This window comes from Pseudomonas helleri (assembly GCF_009600315.1).
GTDB lineage: Bacteria > Pseudomonadota > Gammaproteobacteria > Pseudomonadales > Pseudomonadaceae > Aquipseudomonas > Aquipseudomonas helleri_A.
On the sequence record NZ_WIWC01000029.1, the window covers coordinates 20,784 to 40,661 of the forward strand.

The following is a 19,878-nucleotide window of genomic DNA, read 5'->3' on the forward strand; positions in this document are numbered from 1 at the left end:
GCATAGAAGCAGGGCCGCACCTGCGTGAAATGCCCGATAACAGGAATAAAAGACATCCAGCGACGCTCTTTTTATGTTTACCCGTGTAAACATTTTGAGAATAGTCGCTTGATGGCTATTGGCCAGAAAAATGTTTATAGCGTCAAATAGTGCCCGGAAGGGTCGTAATAGCTTGGTTGTTTGCAGGACCGGGAATGAACTTGAGAATACGCAGTGTCTCAATCCGCGCCTTGGCCCGATAGGCCCATTCACTCTTCGGAAACTCGTTGATGATCCATTGATAAGTCTGGCCAGCATCCAGATAAAACTTCGTACGCTCCAGGCACAGCCCACGCATCATCGCCGTTTGTGGCCAGATATAAGGACGGTTTCGGCTTTCGCGATCCACTTCGGACAGCTCCAGCATCACCGCCTCGCAGTTGCCTTGGTCATAGGCGCGATAAGCGCTATTGAGATGGTGATTCATCGACCACCGGGTGCAACCGACCATACTGCCGGCCACCAACAAAACGAGTAAAAAGCGCATGGGTATCTCCTGTTCTAAACCTTGTATCGACCCCACGGGCAAATTCTTGACGCCTTTACAGGAACCCGACAAAACTTCCACAGACCGTATGCACCACAACTTAAGCCTAAAGTAGTGCAGAGGAACAATGACTACAGCCAAAGACCATAGTAGCCTTTGGCAGCGCTTGAACTCAGGAGTCTTTGCATGTCTGTTCGTCGAACTAAAATCGTTGCCACCCTTGGCCCTGCCAGCAACTCACCGGAAATGCTGGAACAGCTGATTCTGGCTGGCCTGGACGTTGCCCGTCTGAACTTCTCCCACGGCACTCCCGATGAGCATAAGGCCCGTGCCAAGCTGGTGCGCGACATCGCCGCCAAGCATGGCCGCTTCGTTGCCTTGCTGGGTGACCTGCAAGGCCCGAAAATTCGTATCGCCAAATTCGCCAACAAAAAGATCGAGCTGAAAGTCGGTGATCAATTCACCTTCTCCACCAGCCATCCGTTGACCGAAGGCAACCAGCAAGTGGTCGGCATCGACTACCCGGATTTGGTTAAAGATTGCGGCGTCGGCGACGAACTGCTGCTCGATGACGGCCGTGTGGTGATGCGCGTCGACACCGCCACCGACGACGCGCTGCATTGCACCGTGCTGATCGGCGGCCCGCTGTCGGACCACAAAGGCATCAACCGTCGCGGCGGCGGCTTGACTGCCCCGGCCCTGACTGAAAAAGACAAGGCTGACATCAAGCTGGCCGCAGAAATGCAGGTCGACTATCTGGCTGTTTCATTCCCGCGCGACGCTGCGGACATGGAATACGCCCGCCAACTGCGCGACGAAGCCGGAGGCACCGCTTGGCTGGTGGCGAAGATTGAACGCGCCGAAGCCGTTGCTGATGACGAAACCCTCGACGGCCTGATCAAGGCCAGTGACGCGGTCATGGTTGCCCGTGGCGATCTGGGCGTTGAAATCGGCGACGCTGAACTGGTCGGCATCCAGAAAAAAATCATCCTGCACGCACGCCGCCACAACAAAGCGGTGATCGTGGCAACGCAGATGATGGAGTCGATGATCCAGAACCCGATGCCAACTCGCGCCGAAGTGTCCGATGTTGCCAACGCCGTTCTCGACTACACCGACGCCGTGATGCTTTCGGCTGAAAGTGCTGCCGGTGCATACCCGCTGGAAGCAGTGCAGGCCATGGCGCGTATCTGTGTCGGCGCTGAAAAGCACCCGACCAGCAAAACCTCAAGCCACCGTATCGGCAAGACGTTCGAAAGCTGTGACCAGAGCATTGCGCTGGCGGCCATGTACACCGCCAATCACTTCCCGGGTGTCAAAGCGATCATCGCCCTGACCGAAAGTGGTTATACGCCACTGATCATGTCGCGTATTCGTTCCTCGGTGCCGATCTACGCGTTCTCCCCGCACCGCGAAACCCAAGCCCGCGCCGCTATGTTCCGCGGTGTTTACACCGTACCGTTCGATCCGGCTTCGTTGCCGCCAGAACAGGTCAGCCAAGCTGCCATCGACGAACTGCTCAAGCGCGGCGTCGTTGAAAAAGGCGACTGGGTCATCCTGACCAAGGGCGACAGCTACCACACCATCGGTGGCACCAACGGCATGAAGATTCTGCATGTCGGCGACAAAATGGTTTAAGCCTTAACCGGCCGAAGCCAAAAGCCCCGCCTGAGCAATCAGGCGGGGCTTTTCCATTTAAAGAAGATGCCTTATGCCTTATTCATAAACCCCGACAACGCTGCCACCGCCTCAGGCGAATTCAGCCGCTGAATAAACAGCCAGCTCTCATCTTCAATCACCTGACGTAATTGCGCGCGCCCTGGTGCTTTGATCAGACGCTTACTGTCCTGTACCGCAGCGGCGGGCAAATGGGCCAAGCGTTGCGCTGCTTCACGGGCTTTTTCAATCGCTGCTACACCGGTTGGTAATGCCGCATTGGCAAGCCCCCACTCGGCCGCCTGCTCGCCACTGAAGCCGTCACCCAGCAATAACAACTGCGCCGCCCTCACCGGCCCGACCACCTGCGCCAGCAACAGACTTGAACCGAACTCCGGGCTTAGCCCCAAATTAACGAAGGGCATGCGCAAACGTGCATCGGTGCTGACATACACCAGGTCGCAATGCAGCAACAAGGTTGTGCCGATACCCACAGCAGCACCTGCCACAGCCGCCACTACCGGCTTGCGACATTCCAGCAGGCTGCGCATAAAGCAAAACACCGGGCTGTGCATATCCACCGGCGGCTGCTCCAGAAAATCACCAATATCGTTGCCACTGGTGAAGCACTCCGCGGAGCCCGTCAGCAGCACTGCATGCACCGAATCATCCGCATCGGCCTGCTCGAAAGCCTTCGCCAGCACGCTGTACATTTCGCGGGTCAACGCGTTTTTCTTGTTCGTGCGATTGAGCTGTAACGTCAACACCGCACCTTCGCGCTCAACAATGATGTCTTGCGTCATGCCCACCCCCCTCTGAAAACGGCGCTCAACTACGGGTCACAAAGGCATCCGCCATCAGTTGATTGCGCCCCAGCCCGGCCAGAAATAATCGCTTGGCGAATGCCTCGACGCTGTCCGGGTGACCACAGACTAGAGCGCGGGTCTGACGTGAAGCAAGCCGCATCCGGACTAGAAAATCAGGCAACTGGCTGCGCTCAATGAACTCGAGTTCGATGTTGGGGTGGATGTGCGTCAAGGCCAGCAAATCATTTTTCAGGTAGTGCTCCTGCTCATCACGGGCCACATGCACCAAACGGATCGGGCCTTGATGATCCTGACGCAATGCCTCGCGTAATACGCCAAACAATGGCCCCAGCCCCGTACCGGAGGCCATCAGCCAAAGGGGATGTTCTTGCCAATCAGGATCGTAGCGCAATGCACCGCCGCGCAACTCGCCCAAACGTACCTCATCGCCCACGTTGAATGCTCTGGCCGCATCGACAAACTCACCGGGATGGGCGCAGTCGAGGTGAAACTCGAGAAAACGGTCTTCGTCCGGCAGACTGGCCAGCGAATAAGGGCGAGCGATGTGGTTATCGGCCCATAACACCAGATGCTGGCCCGCCCGATAACGCAATGGCCGTTGCGGTGTCAGACGCAGGCGCAATACCGTGGGACTGAGCCAATCGACAGACAGCACTTCGCCAGGCACGCCATCACGACGCGGATCAAACACCTCAATGTGCAGATCGTCGACCACCTGGCATTGGCAAGCCAGGCGCCAGCCTTGCTCTCGCTGTGTCCGGGTCAGGGCTTCAGGCTTGAGGTCTGCCGGTTCACCTTGCACACAGCGCACCAGACACGCATGGCAACTGCCAGCGCGGCAACTGTAAGGCACCGCTATGCCGGCTTGATTCAAGCTATCGAGCACGTTGGCGTGTTCAGGCACCGTCCAGTGTTGATCGGCGACGTAGAGCTGGGGCACTTGGGGGACTCCTGATTCGTAGCAGTTGCCGAAGGCTACGTCCGATTGCGCAGCGATCGTAAAAACTGAAAATACGGCCTGAATGAAAGTCCGCGATGGCCGATTCTACGACGGCTTCGCCATCGGACGTAGCCTTCGGCAACTGCTACGGTTGAATCGCTCAACGCCCCCCTACTTTCGTTTGACGCTCTGCGGGTGTATCAACACCTGTACCGGGTTATACTGCCGCGCCGTTTTTGTGCCGGTCATGCGTGCCCGGCAGGCCTAGCAAAGATGTTTTCGACAGACCGATGCACCAAGGTCGCAAACACCTTATTGATTGTATGTTCCCGTCTTATAGAGGAGCGCGACCCATGACCGTGATCAAGCAAGACGACCTGATTCAGAGCGTAGCTGACGCCCTGCAATTCATTTCCTACTACCACCCCGTGGACTTCATCCAGGCCATGCACGAAGCCTACCTGCGCGAAGAATCGCCAGCGGCCCGTGACTCGATGGCGCAAATCCTGATCAACTCGCGCATGTGTGCCACCGGCCACCGCCCGATTTGTCAGGACACCGGCATCGTCACCGTGTTCGTGCGTGTGGGCATGGACGTGCGCTGGGATGGCGCCACCATGGGCCTGGACGACATGATCAACGAAGGCGTGCGTCGCGCTTACAACCTGCCTGAAAACGTCCTGCGCGCCTCGATTCTGGCCGACCCGGCCGGTGCTCGCCGCAACACCAAGGACAATACCCCGGCCGTTATCCACTACTCCATCGTTCCGGGCAACACCGTGGAAGTGGACGTCGCCGCCAAGGGTGGTGGTTCCGAAAACAAGTCGAAAATGGCCATGCTCAACCCGTCCGACTCGATCGTTGACTGGGTGCTCAAAACCGTTCCGACCATGGGCGCGGGCTGGTGCCCACCGGGCATGCTCGGCATCGGCATTGGCGGTACGGCGGAAAAAGCCGCGGTGATGGCCAAGGAAGTGTTGATGGAGTCCATCGACATTCACGACCTGATCAAGCGCGGCCCGTCCAACCGTATCGAAGAGATGCGCATCGAGCTGTTCGAAAAGGTCAACCAACTGGGCATCGGCGCTCAGGGCCTGGGCGGTCTGACCACCGTGCTTGACGTCAAAATCATGGATTACCCGACCCACGCAGCTTCGCTGCCGGTGTGCATGATCCCCAACTGCGCTGCCACTCGTCACGCCCACTTCGTACTGGACGGCTCCGGCCCGGCAGCCCTCGAAGCACCGCCGCTGGACGCTTACCCGGAAATCGTTTGGGAAGCTGGCCCGTCCGCCCGCCGTGTCAACCTCGACACCCTGACCCCAGAAGACGTGCAGAGCTGGAAGCCGGGCGAAACCGTGCTGCTGAACGGCAAAATGCTCACCGGTCGTGACGCGGCGCACAAACGCATGGTTGAAATGCTGAACAAGGGTGAAACCTTGCCGGTGGACCTCAAGGGTCGCTTCATCTACTACGTAGGCCCGGTTGATCCGGTGCGTGACGAAGTGGTTGGCCCCGCAGGCCCGACGACCGCTACGCGGATGGACAAGTTCACCCGTCAGATTCTTGATCAGACCGGCCTGCTGGGCATGATCGGCAAATCCGAGCGCGGCCCTACCGCGATCGAAGCCATTAAAGAGCACAAAGCCGTGTACTTGATGGCCGTGGGCGGTGCAGCGTACCTGGTGGCTCAGGCCATCAAGAAGTCACGCGTGGTGGCCTTTGCCGAATTGGGCATGGAAGCGATTTACGAGTTTGACGTTAAAGACATGCCCGTGACCGTGGCAGTCGACAGCAAGGGCGAGTCGGTACACATTACCGGCCCGGCCATCTGGCAGAAGAAAATCAGTGAAAGCCTGGCGGTAGAAGTGCAATAAGCACGGACACGTTAGACACGAAAAGGCCGGGTTAATAGCCCGGCCTTTTTTTGCTGGTCAAAAACACCCTCACCCTAGCCCTCTCCCAGAGGGAGAGGGGACTTAAAGCAAAAGCAAATCTGCGCAACGCCTCAAATCAGCCCCCTCTCCCTCCGGGAGAGGGTTGGGGTGAGGGCAAAACTGTCAAAACGCATTCCGGAAAATTTCCTCAATCTGCGCCTGATCTGCCTTACGTGGATTGGTAAAGCCACACGCATCTTTCAGCGCATTGGTCGCCAGCAACGGAATATCTTCCACTTTGGCCCCCAAATCACGCAAACCGGCAGGGATATCAACATCCTTGGCCAAGGTCCGAATGGCCGCAATGGCTGCTTGAGCACCCTCTTCCGGGCTCAAACCGCTCACATCGGCACCCATTGCTTGCGCTACATCAGTCAGGCGAGCCGCACACACAGTGGCGTTAAAGGTTTGCACATGAGGCAACAGCACCGCGTTACACACCCCGTGTGGCAAATCGTAGAAACCGCCCAACTGGTGCGCCATCGCATGCACAAAACCCAACGACGCATTGTTAAACGCCATCCCGGCGAGGAACTGCGCGTAGGCCATATTCTCCCGCGCCGTCAGGTCCTTGCCGTCATTCACTGCTTGACGCAAATTCTGGCTGATCAACTCCATCGCCTTGATCGCACACGCATCGGTAATCGGATTGGCCGCCGTCGACACGTAGGCTTCGATGGCGTGAGTCAGTGCGTCCATGCCCGTGGCTGCCGTCAGCCCTTTAGGCATCGCCACCATCAATTCAGGATCGTTGACCGACAGTAACGGGGTCACGTTGCGGTCAACAATGGCCATTTTCACGTGGCGTTCTTCATCGGTGATGATGCAAAACCGCGTCATCTCGCTGGCAGTCCCTGCCGTGGTGTTGATGGAAACCAGTGGCAGCTGCGGCTTGGCAGAGCGATCAACCCCTTCGTAATCGCGAATATGCCCGCCATTGGTGGCGCATAGCGCAATCCCCTTGGCGCAGTCATGGGGCGATCCACCACCCAGCGACACAATAAAGTCACACTGATGCTGCTTGAGCACCTTCAAACCCGCTTCGACGTTGGCAATGCTCGGATTGGGCTTGGCGCCGTCGAAAATCACCGAGTTTATGTCCTGCTCCTCCAGCTTTTTAGCAATCAGCGTGGCTACACCCGCCTTGGCCAACCCGGCGTCAGTCACGATCAAGGCGTTACGAAATCCATAGTTGCTGATCGCAGTCATGGCTTCATCAAGGCAACCGTTACCCATAATGTTTACAGCAGGAATAAAGAAAGTGCTGGTCATGGCGAGTCCTCTTGGCGGGTCACTGGCTAAATCGGTCCTCACAGCTTCACCCAATCCGAATGGCGCAATGTTGATCTGGCTCAACACATGAGCGTGATAAAGTCCTACACCGCCCACGGCCTGAGACCCTATTAGTGATGACTCCTTTCCAGGAATTTGACGCCCAACTAGAAGACTGGAATGCCCTGAGCGCCAGCACACCGTGCAGCGGGCTGTTACTGGGTAACGGTGCAAGCATGGCCGTATGGCAAGACTTTTATTACGAATCGTTGTTTGAAAAAACCAAAAGCATTGCCGAAAAGCCCCTCAGCCAAACCGAACTCAGCGTATTTGAAGCACTGAATACACGAAACTTTGAGCAGGTGCTGAGCGCCCTTAAAACGGCGAGCAAGGTCAACAAAGCACTGGCGATCAACTCCGCCTCGCCGCGCAAGCGTTACTACGCCATTAAAGAAGCGCTGATCAACAGCATGCAGGACGTGCACATCCCGTGGCGTTTAATGCAGCCCGACACGCTGACTTGCTGGAGCGAAGAACTGGCGCGGTATGCCACGGTGTACTGCTCCAACTACGACCTGCTCGCCCCTTGGGCCATGATGCAGGCGCCGAAAAACTTCAACGATCTGTTTGACACGGCCGCCGCCACCTTCGAATTGAGTGGCGCGTTGAACAAAAGCAAAGCCACCCGTGTGCTCTATCTACACGGCGCCCTGCATCTGGTCAAAAATCAGGAAGGTAAAGCACGCAAGCTCACCGGCACGCAGCCCACGTTGCTGAGCAACTTTGCGATCAATCACTCCATCAGCGCGCTGGACGATGTGCCACTGTTTATCAGCGAAAGCAGCAGCGACGACAAGCGCAAATCCATACGCCAATGCGACTACCTGTCCTACTGTCTTGAGCAACTGATGACTCATAAAGACGCCCTGTGCCTATTTGGCCACAGTCTGGGCGAGCAGGATCAGCACTTGATCGACGCACTGCGCCAGGCTCCGCTGAAAACGTTGTGCATCTCTATTTACCCTCGCAGTGAAGCGTTTATTCGCTTTCAAAAAAACCACTACGCGACGCTATTTGCTGACAAAAAGCTGACATTACGCTTCTATAACGCCAAAACTCACCCATTGGGTTATCCGCAGCATTCGGTGCCGATAGAGGTGTAAGCAACACCTGCATGGCGAGATGACCCACAATCAAGCGAGACAGATAGCAATAATTCTCGATACCATTCGCGACTTATTTGCATCGCAGCATCCACAAGGACTGACATGTCTCGCTTCAAACCCGACCCGCTGGTGGCCGAATCCTTTCGCGAGCTCTATACGCCGATTCTGCACTTCTTGCGCAAGCGTACCGATAACGCCAGCGATGCCGCTGACATGACACAGGATGTGTTCACCCAGTGGCTGGGTTATCAGGATCGGGCCAAGGTCGAGCAACCGCGGGCTTTTTTGTTTCAGATGGCGCGCAACCTGTTGCGCGATCATTGGCGCCGTCAGCAGGTGCGACACAGCGTGAACAGCGTGCAAATCGACAGTGAATCCGAGCCTTTGAGCGATGAGAGGGATGATCCGATGGCCGCTGCGCACCGCCTGCAACGCCTTGAGCAACTCAAAACGGTGCTGGCACAGCTCTCGCCCCGTCGCCGCGAAGCCCTTATGCTGCATCGTTTTGAAGGCTTGAGTCAGGCACAGATTGCCGAACGCATGGGGATCTCCGTCAGCATGGTGGAAAAACACATTGCCTTTGCCTTGTTGCATTGCAAGCAACACCTTCAACGGGACAACGGCAAGGAGCAGCCAAAATGAGCCCTTTTCAATCAATCGACAACGACAGCATCGACGCGCAGGCGGCCACCTGGTTTGCCCGTAACCGCAATGAGCACACGGCACACGTGCGCGAGGAGTTTCAAGTTTGGCAGGCCAACCCGGCAAACGCTCAGGCCTACGACGAATTTGAATCACTGTGGGCTGATCTGGGCGAACTTCAGGCGCTGCCATCACCCCAGCCTGTGGCGGTGAAAAAACCGCTTCGTCGGGCGTCTTCTTTCGCGCTGGCCACTGCCGCCGCGGTGCTATGCGCGGTGTTTGCACTCAACCTCGGCACACCACAAGCGTTGCATCAACAGACCGTTACCACGTTGAGCCAAGGTGCGCGAACCCTTGTATTGCCCGACGGCAGCACCTTGAACGTCAACGCCAACACGCGGCTGCGCATCGATTTCAACGCGCAGCAGCGCGATATTTATCTTGATCAGGGCCAGCTCTATATCGAGGTCGCGGCCAACAAAGAACACCCGCTGGTGGTGCATGCCGATGACGCACGAATCAAGGTCGTGGGCACCGGCTTTGATGTGCGCCGCAGCCCGCGCCAACTGGTGATCAGTGTCGCCCACGGGCAGGTTGCGTTTGCGCCCGCCGCCAACCAGGCATTGCTGCTCGGCGCGCAGCAACGCGCCACCTATGACTACAGCAAAGGTACGCTGCAGGAACAAACCCTCGGCGCGGGTGAAATTGCCAATTGGCGCAGTGGTCACCTGTCCTTTCGCAATCGCGAGCTGGCCAGCCTGGTGGACGAGCTGGACCTGTACCGTCCCGGCGTGATTCAACTGGCTGACGGACCGCTGGGTCGCTACAAGGTGTCGGGCAATCTTGATGTCAATGATCCGCTGGCGTTGGTCAAAGCCCTGCCCGCGCTTATCCCGGTCAAAACCGTGCTGCTGGACAACGGGAAAATCCGCATCGAACCCCGCTAAAAAACATATGCGAATATTTTTCATTCGCATATGTGGTTTTTTCCCCGTGCCGCGTCTTCCTCTGGTCTGCGTTGTTAACGCATGACTTTTTGGCCTTTGTTGCCGCACTGGGGGATTTCATGTTTCGCGCACCGCATCACATCTCACACTTCTGCACACGCTCGACGCTGCTCGCCGCCTGCATGGCGCTCAGCGTGTACGCCCACGCTGACTCGATCCAGCTGCAACTGCCGGTGCAATCGCTGGCCAGCTCCCTGAGTGACGTGGCGCAGCGCGCCAATATCCAATTGTTGTTCGATGAAGCGCTGTTGCGCAATGTGAAAGCCGCGGCCCTCAAAGGCACCTACACGCCAAAGGCGGCTATTGAAGCATTGCTCAAAGACACCGATTTCAGCCTGATCCAGGTCGACCGCACGTACGTGGTACGCCCCAGGGAAGAGACCACCACTACCAGCAACAGCCTGGAGTTAAGCGCCGTCAGCGTGGTGGGCAATGGCAACGAAGTTGACTCCAGCAACGTCGGCAAGTCGACCATGACTCAGACCGAAATCAATCGTTATCAAGCCAACAACATTCCCAGCTTGTTGGCCACATTGCCCGGCATCAACTTGGGCGGTTCGCTTAAACCCGGCGGTCAGACCATCAATATCTGGGGCATGGGTGAAGCCGAAGACGTGCAGATGACCGTGGACGGTGCGACCAAAAGCGGCTTTGAGCGTTATATGCAAGGCACGATTTTTATCGAACCCGAACTGATCAAGCGCCTTGAAGTCGAAAAAGGCCCCCACGATGTGCGCACCGGCAATGGCGGTTTTGCCGGCGCCGTGCACATGGAAACCAAAGACGCTCCGGACTTGCTTGAAGACGGCAAAAACACCGGCGCCATGCTCAAGTACGGCTACAGCAGCAACGACCATCAACAGGTGTACAGCGGCGCCGTGTATGGCCGCACCGACGATGGCCGCGCCGACGCACTGGTGTATTACACCAAACGTGATGGCGACGACATGAAGCTGGCCGGTCATATGCCCGACCCCAAAAACGTCTACCCGGTCAACCCCAAGCGCCTGCCCAACACCGCTCAGGACCTTGACGCGCAACTGCTCAAGCTCAATCTGCACCTCAACGACGAGCACAGCGTGGGGATGTCTTACTCGCGCTCGAACAACTATCTATGGGTGCCTTTTTCGGCCATCAGCTACCCGGCTCCGCCGAGCCAGGCCAACATCGACAAATACGGCTACGACATTGCTTCCAAGCGTTACTTGTCCAACCGCTCGACCATCGACACCACCTGGTCGGCCAAATACAACTATGAGCCCATCGACAATCCGCTGGTGAACCTGGAGGTGAAGTACTCGCACTCCAACACCGAGCAGACGGACACCCGCGGCGAACAGGCTTACTTTCAGCCCGCCACCGGCGGACGCAAAATGGAAACCGGCTACACCGACGACATGCTTCAAGTCGAGAACGTAAGCCTGTTTCCCACAGGCCCTCTGGACCATGCCCTTACCACGGGCGTGCAGTTGCGCAAGCATGAGCGCGATGTCGACATGTGGATGCCGGGCAAAACCTACGAAGTCGAGAAATACAACTACGGCCATTACCAGCCCAACTTCATGCCCAAGGGCAAGGTCGATACCAATAGCTTCTATGTTGAGGACGCAATCACACTGGGCAACTTCACCCTGACGCCCTCCCTGCGTTACGACCACGTACGTAATCGCGGTGAAGAAAACGACGCGCCGTTCTACAACCACCCGGAGTTGGGTCACGATTACAGTGACAAAACCTACACCGGCTGGTCACCCCGCCTGTCTGCTTTCTGGAAGATAACCCCGAAAACAGCGCTGTTTATCAACTACAGCAAAACCTGGCGTGCTCCGGTGATCGATGAGCAATATGAACTTCAAGGTGTTGGCAGTCGTACGGCAACCAGCATGGATTTGAAGCCTGAAGAAATCACCGGCTGGCGTGCGGGCAACATCACCAACTTTGATCAGATTTTTGGCGAAAACGACCACGCGCTGATCCGTACTACGTTGTTTCAAAACACCGTCGACCATGAGATTTTCAAAGCCACGGCCGTTGGCTGTGCCGCCCAGACACCCGGCGGCAGCGTGTCCAAAGACTGCGGGCCGGGCAATATCCCGAATTACCGCAACATTGGCAGCGTGACCATCAAAGGTTTTGAAGTAGAAAGTTTTTACGAGTCGACGTATGTATTCGGTTCATTGTCGTATGCATGGATGACCGGCAAGCACGAAGGGGCCTACACCAACCCTTGGGGGCCCAATGTCTGGGCGCGAGACATTCCTGCGCCTAAATGGATTGCTGTACTGGGCACCAAAATACCGGCATGGGATGCGCGAGTGGGCTGGAAAGGTGAATTTGTTCGCAAGACCGACCGGCTGCCGAGCGACAAGTACTCCAGTAACCCGCTGAGTGCCTTGGGTGACAGTTACTACGACCAATTCGCCAACGACGGCTATAACGTGCAAGGCCTGTTTGCCAACTGGATACCGCAGCAGCGTTACCTGAAAGGCACTGAGGTCAATTTCACCGTGGATAACCTGTTCAATAAAAGCTACCAGCCGATGCTCAGTGGTGATAACGCCTACAGCCAAGGGCGCAATGCCAAGATCAGCGTGACGCGGTTCTTTTAAAGCACCTTTTTAGAAGCACCCTCACCCTAGCCCTCTCCCAAAGGGAGAGGGGATTAAGAGCAGATCTGCGTAACGCCACCATTCAGCTCCCTCTCCCTCCGGGAGAGGGTTGGGGTGAGGGCTAGCGCGAAACCCTATTCAACACTGGCCTCTGCACCCGGCCCTGACCCAAGTACCGGATCACCCGTTACAAAATGATCCGCGTGCCGAGCAACCCCAAAAACGCCGCCAACCACGCCGGGTGCGCAGGCCAGGCTGGCGCCGTCGCCAAGTTGCCTTGCACGTGCGCCTTGGTCACGTCTATATCAATAAAGGTGCCACCGGCCAGACGCACTTCAGGTGCACACGCGGGATAAGCACTGCACTCGCGGCCCTTGAGCGTCCCCGCAGCCGCCAGCAGTTGTGCACCATGACAGACCGCCGCAATGGGTTTACCCACTTTGTCGAACTCACGCACCAGCTCCAGGACCTTCTCATTCAAACGCAGGTATTCCGGCGCACGGCCGCCCGGCACCACCAGTGCGTCATAAGCACTGGCCTTGACCTTGTCGAAGTCGAAATTCAGGGCAAACAGATGACCGGGTTTTTCGCTGTAGGTCTGATCGCCTTCAAAGTCGTGAATGGCGGTACGCACGGTCTGACCGGCGGTTTTACCCGGACACACCGCATGCACGTGATGCCCCACCATCTGCAGCGCCTGAAACGGCACCATCACTTCGTAGTCTTCGACGTAATCGCCAACCAGCATCAGAATTTTTTTCGCTGCCATGCCGCATGCTCCTGTGGGGTAGAACCTTGAGCTACTTAGAGTAGCCAAGGTACACCCTGTGCGCCCGTGCGGTTAATAGCAACGTACTACGTACCTGCCAGACGCGACTTACAGACTTATTTGAGCAAACCGTCCGCTTGCAGCAGGGTTTCGAGGCAATGTTCCTGAATGTTGTAGAACGCCTTCAGCTCTTGAATCTTCACCAACAACTGCGCCGGGTCCTGGGGTTCGGCACGCTTGACTGCCAGGATCATTTTGTTTTTGTTGGTGTGTTCCAGCGAGATGAACTCAAACACTTTGGTGTCATAGCCGCAGGCTTCCAGGTACAACGCACGCAAGCTGTCAGTGACCATTTCAGCCTGCTGACCCAGGTGCAGGCCGTATTGCAGCATCGGCTTGAGCAGCGCCGGGCTCTGGATTTGCAGGCGAATCTGCTTATGGCAGCAAGGCGAACACATGATGATCGCTGCACCCGAGCGAATGCCCATATGAATGGCGTAATCAGTAGCAATGTCACAGGCATGCAGCGCGATCATCACGTCAATCGGCGTCGGTGCAAAGCTGCGCACATCACCATGCTGGAACGTCAGACCGGGGTGTTCCAGACGTTGGGCGGCGTTATTGCACAGCGTCACCATGTCTTCGCGCAGCTCAACACCGGTCACCCGCCCTTCGGCTTGCAGGCTGTGGCGCAGGTAATCGTGAATGGCGAACGTGAGATAACCCTTACCCGAACCGAAATCCACCACCTTGACCGGCTGATCGAGCTTGAGTGGCGAGCTGTTCAGGGCGTGGGAAAACACCTCGATGAATTTGTTGATCTGCTTCCACTTGCGCGACATCGCCGGGATCAGTTCTTGCTGCTTGTTGGTGACGCCCAAATCCGCCAGAAACGGTCGGGTCAAATCCACAAAGCGATTTTTCTCGCGGTTGTGCTCAGCCGATGGCAGCTCACGTTCTTGCTGGCTTTTACCTTTGAACAGCGAGCTTTTGCCCTTCTTGCTGTACTCCAGCTGCACTTCGTCGGTCAGGGTCAGCAAATGCGCATTCTTGAACGCATCCGGCAACAGCGCGGCGATGTTGGCCACGGCCTCGTCGAGGGGGAAGTTTTTAGTGATATCGCGGGTCTTGTAGCGGTACACAAACGACAGGCAAGGCTGATCCTTGACCGTCACCTGCTTGATAATAATGCGCTGCAACTCAGCCTCAGGGCCCACGTACTTGGCCAGCACCAGCTTGATAAAGGAGTTTTGCGCCAGACTGGTTTCCAGCAGGCTCAAAAATTGCGCACGATGATCCGGCGCAGACGGGGCGGAGGTAGCTGTCACTGACATTGAAAAAGGTGCCTCGGGGGTGCAGGAGGGAAAATCAAAAACGAATGGCGGCCATTTTAGGCGTGTTGGCCGCCAGGAGCACGGGCTTATTTCAGGCGGCCATATTTACAAGAGCACCAAACGATTCGGCAATTGATTACGCGGCTGGGTTCTCGGCACGTGCTTTTCCAGCAACGCGGCACAGGCCTCGATACAGGTAATAAAGCCTTCAGCCGTATGTCCAAGGGCTACACGGCGCGTGAAATCGCTGACTATCGTGCCCCAATCGCTGTCATCCAGATGGCGGGAAATGCCTTCATCCACCAGAATTTCGACGTAACGCTCGGCTTCGCTGACAAAAATCAGCACGCCGGTACGCCCTTCTGTTTGGTGCAACTTTTGCTCGAGAAACTGGCGGCGGGCCAGGTTGCTCGCACGCCAATACCTTACCCGCGGCGGAATCAGACGGGTGGTGATCGCGGGGATGCGGAAGATCAGGCTAAGGAACACAAAAGTGGCCCACTGCGCCATCAGCAGAGAATAAATGGCCATGCCACTGCTCAAGAAGTGCAGCACCGCCGGCACCAGCAAGGCGATCAGGCTGGCCCAGAGCAGCGGGATGTAGCTGTAGTCGTCGGCGCGCGGTGCCAGTACCGTGACGATTTCAGCGTCGGTGCGCTGCTCGGCACGGGTCACCGCCTCCGCGACCTGCTGTTGTTGCTGTTGCGTCAATAAAGCCATAAGGATCAATGCTCATTAAATAAGTGAGTTACCAGCCGCCTGAAGCCCCGCCGCCGCCAAAACTACCGCCGCCCCCGCGAAAGCCTCCGCCTCCACCGCCACCAAAACCACCCCCGCCAAAGCCGCCGCCGCGCGTGCCGCCACCACCCGAGGTGCAGATGCCGTAGAACTGGCACGCCGCCATGGCAAGGACGAACAACACAAACAACAGGACGACAATGCCGGGGTGTTCGCCTACAAAATCACTGCCATCGCCCTGCCCGCTGGCGTACGCCACTGGCAAGGGATCACCGCCCAGCACTTGGAGAATAGCCGCCGTCCCGGCGCTGATGCCTTGACTGAACTGACCGGCTTTAAAGGCCGGGGTGATGATCTGATTGATGATCACCGAAGACTGGGCATCGGTGAGGCGGTCTTCCAGGCCGTAGCCGACTTCAATACGCAGTTTGCGGTCATCGCGGGCAACGATCAGTAATGCACCGTTGTTTTTATCCTTTTGCCCGATGCCCCAGGCGCGGCCTAATTGATAGCCAAAATCCTCAATGGGAACGCCTTGCAGATCCGGCACAGTGACCACGACCACTTGCTCGCCCGTGGATTTTTCGTGGGCTTCAAGGCTCTGTGACAATTGCTGGCGGGTGGCGGGATCAAGCATCTGCCCCTCATCGACCACCCGGCCGCTGAGTGCAGGAAACGTCAGCGCCTGCGCAGTGGCCAGACATAACCAAAGCAGCAGGCCAAACCCCGTTTGTGATAAGCGCATCAGTACCTCGAAAGTTGAGGATAAATCACAGCCCCGTAGCAGCTGCCGCAGGCTGCGTCCGATTGCGAAGCGATCGTAAAACGTCAGTACGCGGTTATTCTGCAAGACCGCGAGCGTTGATTTTGCGACGGCTGCGCCCTCGAACGCAGCCTTCGGCAGCGGCTAATGGCAAGCCATCAGAATTTCACTTCTGGGGCTTTGTCCGCGCCCGGAGTCGTAGCCTCGAAGGTCGGACGAACCGGCAGGTCGCTGTACATCACGGCATGCCATAGACGACCCGGAAAGGTGCGGATCTCGGTGTTGTAGCGTTCAACGGCCAGAATAAAGTCGCGTCGCGCCACGCTGATGCGATTTTCCGTACCCTCAAGTTGCGATTGCAACGACAGGAAGTTCTGGTTGGATTTCAAATCCGGGTAACGCTCCGACACCACCATCAGACGGCTCAACGCCCCCGTCAGCTGGTTCTGGGCATCCTGGAACTGTTTGAGTTTTTCCGGATTGTCCAGCGTACTGGCGTCCACCTGAATGGAGGTCGCTTTGGCCCGCGCTTCAATAACAGCGGTCAAGGTGGCCTTCTCTTGTTTGGCTGCACCCTTGACGGTTTCGACCAGATTGGGAATCAGGTCAGACCGACGCTGATACTGGTTCTGCACTTGTGACCAGGCTGCTTTGACCTGTTCGTCCAGGGTTGGAATGGTATTAATCCCGCACCCGGTCAGCACACTGGTCAATGCCATCAACGCGATGGCCTTCCAGCCCAAGGCTTTAATGCTCTGAATTCCCATGTTTGTGTCGCTCCGCATTATTCTCATTGAGTTCATAGACACCATTGACCCCGCAAAAACTCCTCAACCTGAACGCAAATTCTCCGAACGGCAGTGGATTGCTCGTCGCGAATCAGATAAAAGACAGGCAGTCTTGTAGGAACACTTGATCTAAAGATAGGGCAATTTCCTTCCTTGAGTGTCTTACATCCCCCACCAGAACAATATCGCTTCAACAGCCCAAGTTGCCTTCGCTGTGATGAAAGCGGCCGCGTAGAAGAAATTAATGAGAAAGATGTATTTGTTGGGCATCGCCATCAGCCTGTCCAGCCCGTCGGGGTGGGCGCAAACCCCACCGTCTGCGCTCCCGCCCAAAGACGTGTTTGTGGCTGATTTGCTCAAGCAGATGACCGTCGATGAAAAAATCGGCCAACTGCGCCTTATCAGCATCGCGCCCGACATGCCTCGCGAACTGATCCGCAAAGAAATCGCCGCAGGCCGAATTGGCGGCACCTTCAACTCCATCAGCCGCGCCGAAAACCGTCCCATGCAGGACGCCGCCATGCGCAGCCGACTGAAGATTCCGATGTTTTTCGCCTATGACGTGATTCACGGCCATCGCACCATTTTCCCGATCAGCCTGGCCCTGGCGTCAAGCTGGGACATGGACGCCATCGCGCTGAGCGGTCGGGTATCGGCCAAGGAAGCCAGCGCCGACAGCATCGACCTGACGTTCGCGCCCATGGTCGACATTGCCCGCGACCCGCGCTGGGGCCGCACTTCCGAAGGGTTTGGGGAAGACACCTATCTGGTCTCGCGTATCGCCAAAGTGATGGTTGACGCCTATCAAGGCACTTCCCCTGCCCTGCCCGGCAATATCATGGCCAGCGTCAAGCATTTCGCCCTGTATGGCGCAGTAGAAGGCGGGCGGGACTACAACACCGTGGATATGAGCCTGACACGCATGTACCAGGATTACCTGCCGCCTTACCGTGCCGCGATTGATGCCGGCGCTGGAGGCGTGATGGTGGCGTTGAATTCAATCAATGGCATACCCGCCACCTCGAATATGTGGCTGATGCAGGACTTGTTACGCAAGGACTGGGGCTTTAAAGGCGTCGCGATCAGCGACCACGGCGCGATTATCGAGCTGATCAAGCACGGCGTGGCCAAAGACAACCGTGAAGCCGCGAAGCTGGCCATCAAGGCCGGCATCGACATGAGCATGAACGACAAAGCCTACGGCGAAGAACTCCCCGGCTTGCTGAAATCAGGCGAAGTGCCGCAAAGCGATGTGGATAACGCCGTACGCGAGGTGCTGGGGGCCAAATATGACATGGGCTTGTTTGCCGATCCCTATGTGCGCATCGGTAAAGCCGAAGATGATCCGGCCGAGCTCACGGGCGAAAGCCGTCTGCACCGTGCCGAGGCACGAGATGTCGCGCGCCGCAGTCTGGTGTTGCTGAAAAATCAGGCGCAAACCCTGCCACTGAACAAGCAGGCACACATTGCACTGGTCGGGCCGCTGGCCAAGGCACCTATCGACATGATGGGCAGTTGGGCGGCCAACGGCCAGCCTGCGCAATCGGTGACGGTGTTTGACGGATTACGCTCCGCGCTCGGTGAGCAAGGGCAGTTGACCTACGCCCGTGGCGCCAACATCACCGACGACCAGAAGGTTGTCGACTACCTGAACTTCCTCAACTTCGATGCGCCGGAAGTGACCAACGACACGCGCCCGGCCCAGGTGATGATTGACGAAGCGGTCAAGGCGGCCAAGCAGGCTGATGTCGTGGTCGCCGTGGTGGGTGAGTCGCGGGGCATGTCCCACGAATCATCCAGTCGCACCGAACTGGATATTCCGGCCAGCCAGCGCGCCCTGATCGATGCCCTCAAGACCACCGGCAAACCCCTGGTGCTGGTGCTGATGAACGGCCGCCCACTGACCATCGACACCCAGCAGCAACAAGCCGATGCGGTACTGGAAACCTGGTTCAGCGGCACTGAAGGCGGCAATGCCATTGCCGATGTGCTGTTTGGCGACTACAACCCGTCCGGCAAACTGCCCATCACCTTCCCACGTTCGGTGGGGCAGATTCCGACTTACTACAATCACTTGAGCATTGGCCGGCCCTTCACTCCCGGCAAACCGGGTAACTACACATCGCAGTACTTTGACGCGCCAAACACGCCGCTGTACCCGTTCGGCTATGGCTTGAGCTATACCAACTTCAGCCTGTCAGACGTCAAGCTGTCGAGTAAAACCCTGGCGCCGGGCGCGACATTGACCGCCAGTGTGACGTTGAAAAACACCGGTCAGCGGGACGGTGAAACCGTGGTGCAGCTGTACCTGCGCGATGTCGCGGCCTCCATGAGTCGACCCGTCAAAAGCTTGAAAAACTTTGAGAAAGTCATGCTCAAGGCCGGAGAACAGAAAGAGGTGCAGTTCATCCTCAGCGAGGACGACCTCAAGTTTTACAACGCCGACTTGAAGTACGTGGCCGAGCCGGGCGAGTTTGACGTGCAAATAGGTCTGGATTCAGAAAACGTGCAGCAAAACAGCTTCCAATTGCTGTAACTGTGCGCTATTGCCGCAACGGTCTGCCACGACCTTTGCGGCCCCTGAAAGCAGCAATTTGAGCTTGACCTTTCCTATCTTTGCACGCGCCTGAAAATGCGTTCGGACAGCGCTGTTTTTTATGTTAGGGTTCGCGCCCTCAAAATCCAGCACGACGGTTTTTCTCTTGCCATTTGTAGTGACAAACGGCGAAAGCCCGGTGCCATGCGGCCTACATGGATCTTCAGCGTTTCACACACAATTTACACACAGGGTTATCCACAGGCGGCACGTTGCACAAGCCCTATAAAACGCATATCTTGTATCCCGTCGGTAAAAAAACCCCATATGTAGGGTTTTTAGCTAAAAACCCAACACAACTCAGACGA

Annotated in this window: 16 protein-coding genes; 7 read left to right on the forward strand and 9 right to left on the reverse strand. The window is 57.0% G+C overall.

Annotation, left to right across the window (positions count from 1 at the left end):
• Nucleotides 1–142 precede the first annotated feature (142 nt).
• Nucleotides 143–526, reverse strand: coding sequence for a tetratricopeptide repeat protein (locus tag GHN86_RS16315; protein WP_153378723.1), 384 nt, complete (start codon nucleotides 524–526; stop codon nucleotides 143–145).
• Between the two features lie 186 nt (nucleotides 527–712).
• On the opposite strand from GHN86_RS16315, the gene pyk reads away from it, so the two are divergent.
• The gene (gene pyk / locus GHN86_RS16320; RefSeq protein WP_122783091.1) at nucleotides 713–2,164 is read left to right on the forward strand and encodes a pyruvate kinase; all 1,452 of its coding nucleotides are present in this window, start codon (nucleotides 713–715) and stop codon (nucleotides 2,162–2,164) included.
• 71 nt (nucleotides 2,165–2,235) lie between these two features.
• Here the strand turns inward: pyk and GHN86_RS16325 are convergent, their stop codons facing one another.
• The gene (locus GHN86_RS16325) at nucleotides 2,236–2,985 is read right to left on the reverse strand and encodes an enoyl-CoA hydratase-related protein (protein WP_153378724.1); all 750 of its coding nucleotides are present in this window, start codon (nucleotides 2,983–2,985) and stop codon (nucleotides 2,236–2,238) included.
• Between the two features lie 25 nt (nucleotides 2,986–3,010).
• The gene (locus GHN86_RS16330; protein ID WP_323369278.1) at nucleotides 3,011–3,949 is read right to left on the reverse strand and encodes an iron-sulfur-binding ferredoxin reductase; all 939 of its coding nucleotides are present in this window, start codon (nucleotides 3,947–3,949) and stop codon (nucleotides 3,011–3,013) included.
• Nucleotides 3,950–4,302: 353 nt separating this feature from the next.
• Here GHN86_RS16330 and GHN86_RS16335 point away from each other — a divergent pair, with 353 nt between their 5' ends.
• Nucleotides 4,303–5,826: a fumarate hydratase gene (locus tag GHN86_RS16335; protein WP_153378725.1), complete on the forward strand. Its 1,524-nt coding sequence runs from the start codon at nucleotides 4,303–4,305 to the stop codon at nucleotides 5,824–5,826.
• A gap of 183 nt (nucleotides 5,827–6,009) precedes the next feature.
• On the opposite strand, the gene yiaY is transcribed toward GHN86_RS16335, so the two are convergent.
• A complete protein-coding gene (gene yiaY, locus GHN86_RS16340) occupies nucleotides 6,010–7,158 on the reverse strand; it encodes an L-threonine dehydrogenase (protein ID WP_153378726.1) in 1,149 nt (382 codons plus the stop codon).
• Nucleotides 7,159–7,295: 137 nt separating this feature from the next.
• On the opposite strand from yiaY, the gene GHN86_RS16345 reads away from it, so the two are divergent.
• From GHN86_RS16345 to GHN86_RS16360, 4 genes are all read left to right on the forward strand, one after another.
• Nucleotides 7,296–8,321 carry a DUF4917 family protein gene (locus GHN86_RS16345; RefSeq protein WP_153386944.1) on the forward strand — a complete coding sequence of 342 codons (1,026 nt, stop codon included), beginning with the start codon at nucleotides 7,296–7,298 and terminating at the stop codon, nucleotides 8,319–8,321.
• Between the two features lie 105 nt (nucleotides 8,322–8,426).
• Nucleotides 8,427–8,966, forward strand: a complete 540-nt coding sequence (locus tag GHN86_RS16350) for an RNA polymerase sigma factor (RefSeq protein WP_153378727.1) — start codon at nucleotides 8,427–8,429, stop codon at nucleotides 8,964–8,966.
• Nucleotides 8,963–9,913 carry a FecR family protein gene (locus tag GHN86_RS16355; protein ID WP_153378728.1) on the forward strand — a complete coding sequence of 317 codons (951 nt, stop codon included), beginning with the start codon at nucleotides 8,963–8,965 and terminating at the stop codon, nucleotides 9,911–9,913. Before GHN86_RS16350 ends, GHN86_RS16355 begins: the two co-directional genes overlap by 4 nt.
• A gap of 119 nt (nucleotides 9,914–10,032) precedes the next feature.
• Nucleotides 10,033–12,582, forward strand: a complete 2,550-nt coding sequence (locus tag GHN86_RS16360; protein ID WP_153386936.1) for a TonB-dependent receptor — start codon at nucleotides 10,033–10,035, stop codon at nucleotides 12,580–12,582.
• 187 nt (nucleotides 12,583–12,769) lie between these two features.
• Here the strand turns inward: GHN86_RS16360 and GHN86_RS16365 are convergent, their stop codons facing one another.
• From GHN86_RS16365 to GHN86_RS16385, 5 genes are all read right to left on the reverse strand, one after another.
• Complete coding sequence (locus tag GHN86_RS16365) at nucleotides 12,770–13,351, reverse strand: DJ-1/PfpI family protein (protein ID WP_153378732.1); 582 nt, start codon at nucleotides 13,349–13,351, stop codon at nucleotides 12,770–12,772.
• A 116-nt stretch (nucleotides 13,352–13,467) separates the two neighbouring features.
• Nucleotides 13,468–14,685, reverse strand: a complete 1,218-nt coding sequence (locus GHN86_RS16370; protein WP_153378733.1) for a class I SAM-dependent methyltransferase — start codon at nucleotides 14,683–14,685, stop codon at nucleotides 13,468–13,470.
• A 105-nt stretch (nucleotides 14,686–14,790) separates the two neighbouring features.
• A complete protein-coding gene (locus GHN86_RS16375; RefSeq protein ID WP_153378735.1) occupies nucleotides 14,791–15,405 on the reverse strand; it encodes a TPM domain-containing protein in 615 nt (204 codons plus the stop codon).
• A gap of 28 nt (nucleotides 15,406–15,433) precedes the next feature.
• The gene (locus GHN86_RS23900) at nucleotides 15,434–16,168 is read right to left on the reverse strand and encodes a TPM domain-containing protein (RefSeq protein WP_153378736.1); all 735 of its coding nucleotides are present in this window, start codon (nucleotides 16,166–16,168) and stop codon (nucleotides 15,434–15,436) included.
• Nucleotides 16,169–16,344: 176 nt separating this feature from the next.
• Nucleotides 16,345–16,953, reverse strand: a complete 609-nt coding sequence (locus GHN86_RS16385; protein WP_153378737.1) for a LemA family protein — start codon at nucleotides 16,951–16,953, stop codon at nucleotides 16,345–16,347.
• Nucleotides 16,954–17,218: 265 nt separating this feature from the next.
• Between GHN86_RS16385 and bglX the strand changes: the two genes are divergently transcribed.
• On the forward strand, nucleotides 17,219–19,510 hold the full coding sequence (gene bglX / locus GHN86_RS16390; protein ID WP_153378738.1) for a beta-glucosidase BglX: 2,292 nt from the start codon (nucleotides 17,219–17,221) through the stop codon (nucleotides 19,508–19,510).
• Nucleotides 19,511–19,878 lie beyond the last annotated feature (368 nt).

Bases quoted from the DNA above. Each gene is read 5' to 3' on its own strand.
- GHN86_RS16315 (WP_153378723.1), bottom strand. From the start codon at position 526: ATGCGCTTTTTACTCGTTTTGTTGGTGGCCGGCAGTATGGTCGGTTGC.
- pyk (WP_122783091.1), top strand. From the start codon at position 713: ATGTCTGTTCGTCGAACTAAAATCGTTGCCACCCTTGGCCCTGCCAGC.
- GHN86_RS16325 (WP_153378724.1), bottom strand. From the start codon at position 2,985: ATGACGCAAGACATCATTGTTGAGCGCGAAGGTGCGGTGTTGACGTTA.
- GHN86_RS16335 (WP_153378725.1), top strand. From the start codon at position 4,303: ATGACCGTGATCAAGCAAGACGACCTGATTCAGAGCGTAGCTGACGCC.
- yiaY (WP_153378726.1), bottom strand. From the start codon at position 7,158: ATGACCAGCACTTTCTTTATTCCTGCTGTAAACATTATGGGTAACGGT.
- GHN86_RS16345 (WP_153386944.1), top strand. From the start codon at position 7,296: ATGACTCCTTTCCAGGAATTTGACGCCCAACTAGAAGACTGGAATGCC.
- GHN86_RS16350 (WP_153378727.1), top strand. From the start codon at position 8,427: ATGTCTCGCTTCAAACCCGACCCGCTGGTGGCCGAATCCTTTCGCGAG.
- GHN86_RS16355 (WP_153378728.1), top strand. From the start codon at position 8,963: ATGAGCCCTTTTCAATCAATCGACAACGACAGCATCGACGCGCAGGCG.
- GHN86_RS16360 (WP_153386936.1), top strand. From the start codon at position 10,033: ATGTTTCGCGCACCGCATCACATCTCACACTTCTGCACACGCTCGACG.
- GHN86_RS16365 (WP_153378732.1), bottom strand. From the start codon at position 13,351: ATGGCAGCGAAAAAAATTCTGATGCTGGTTGGCGATTACGTCGAAGAC.
- GHN86_RS16370 (WP_153378733.1), bottom strand. From the start codon at position 14,685: ATGTCAGTGACAGCTACCTCCGCCCCGTCTGCGCCGGATCATCGTGCG.
- GHN86_RS16375 (WP_153378735.1), bottom strand. From the start codon at position 15,405: ATGGCTTTATTGACGCAACAGCAACAACAGCAGGTCGCGGAGGCGGTG.
- GHN86_RS23900 (WP_153378736.1), bottom strand. From the start codon at position 16,168: ATGCGCTTATCACAAACGGGGTTTGGCCTGCTGCTTTGGTTATGTCTG.
- GHN86_RS16385 (WP_153378737.1), bottom strand. From the start codon at position 16,953: ATGGGAATTCAGAGCATTAAAGCCTTGGGCTGGAAGGCCATCGCGTTG.
- bglX (WP_153378738.1), top strand. From the start codon at position 17,219: ATGAGAAAGATGTATTTGTTGGGCATCGCCATCAGCCTGTCCAGCCCG.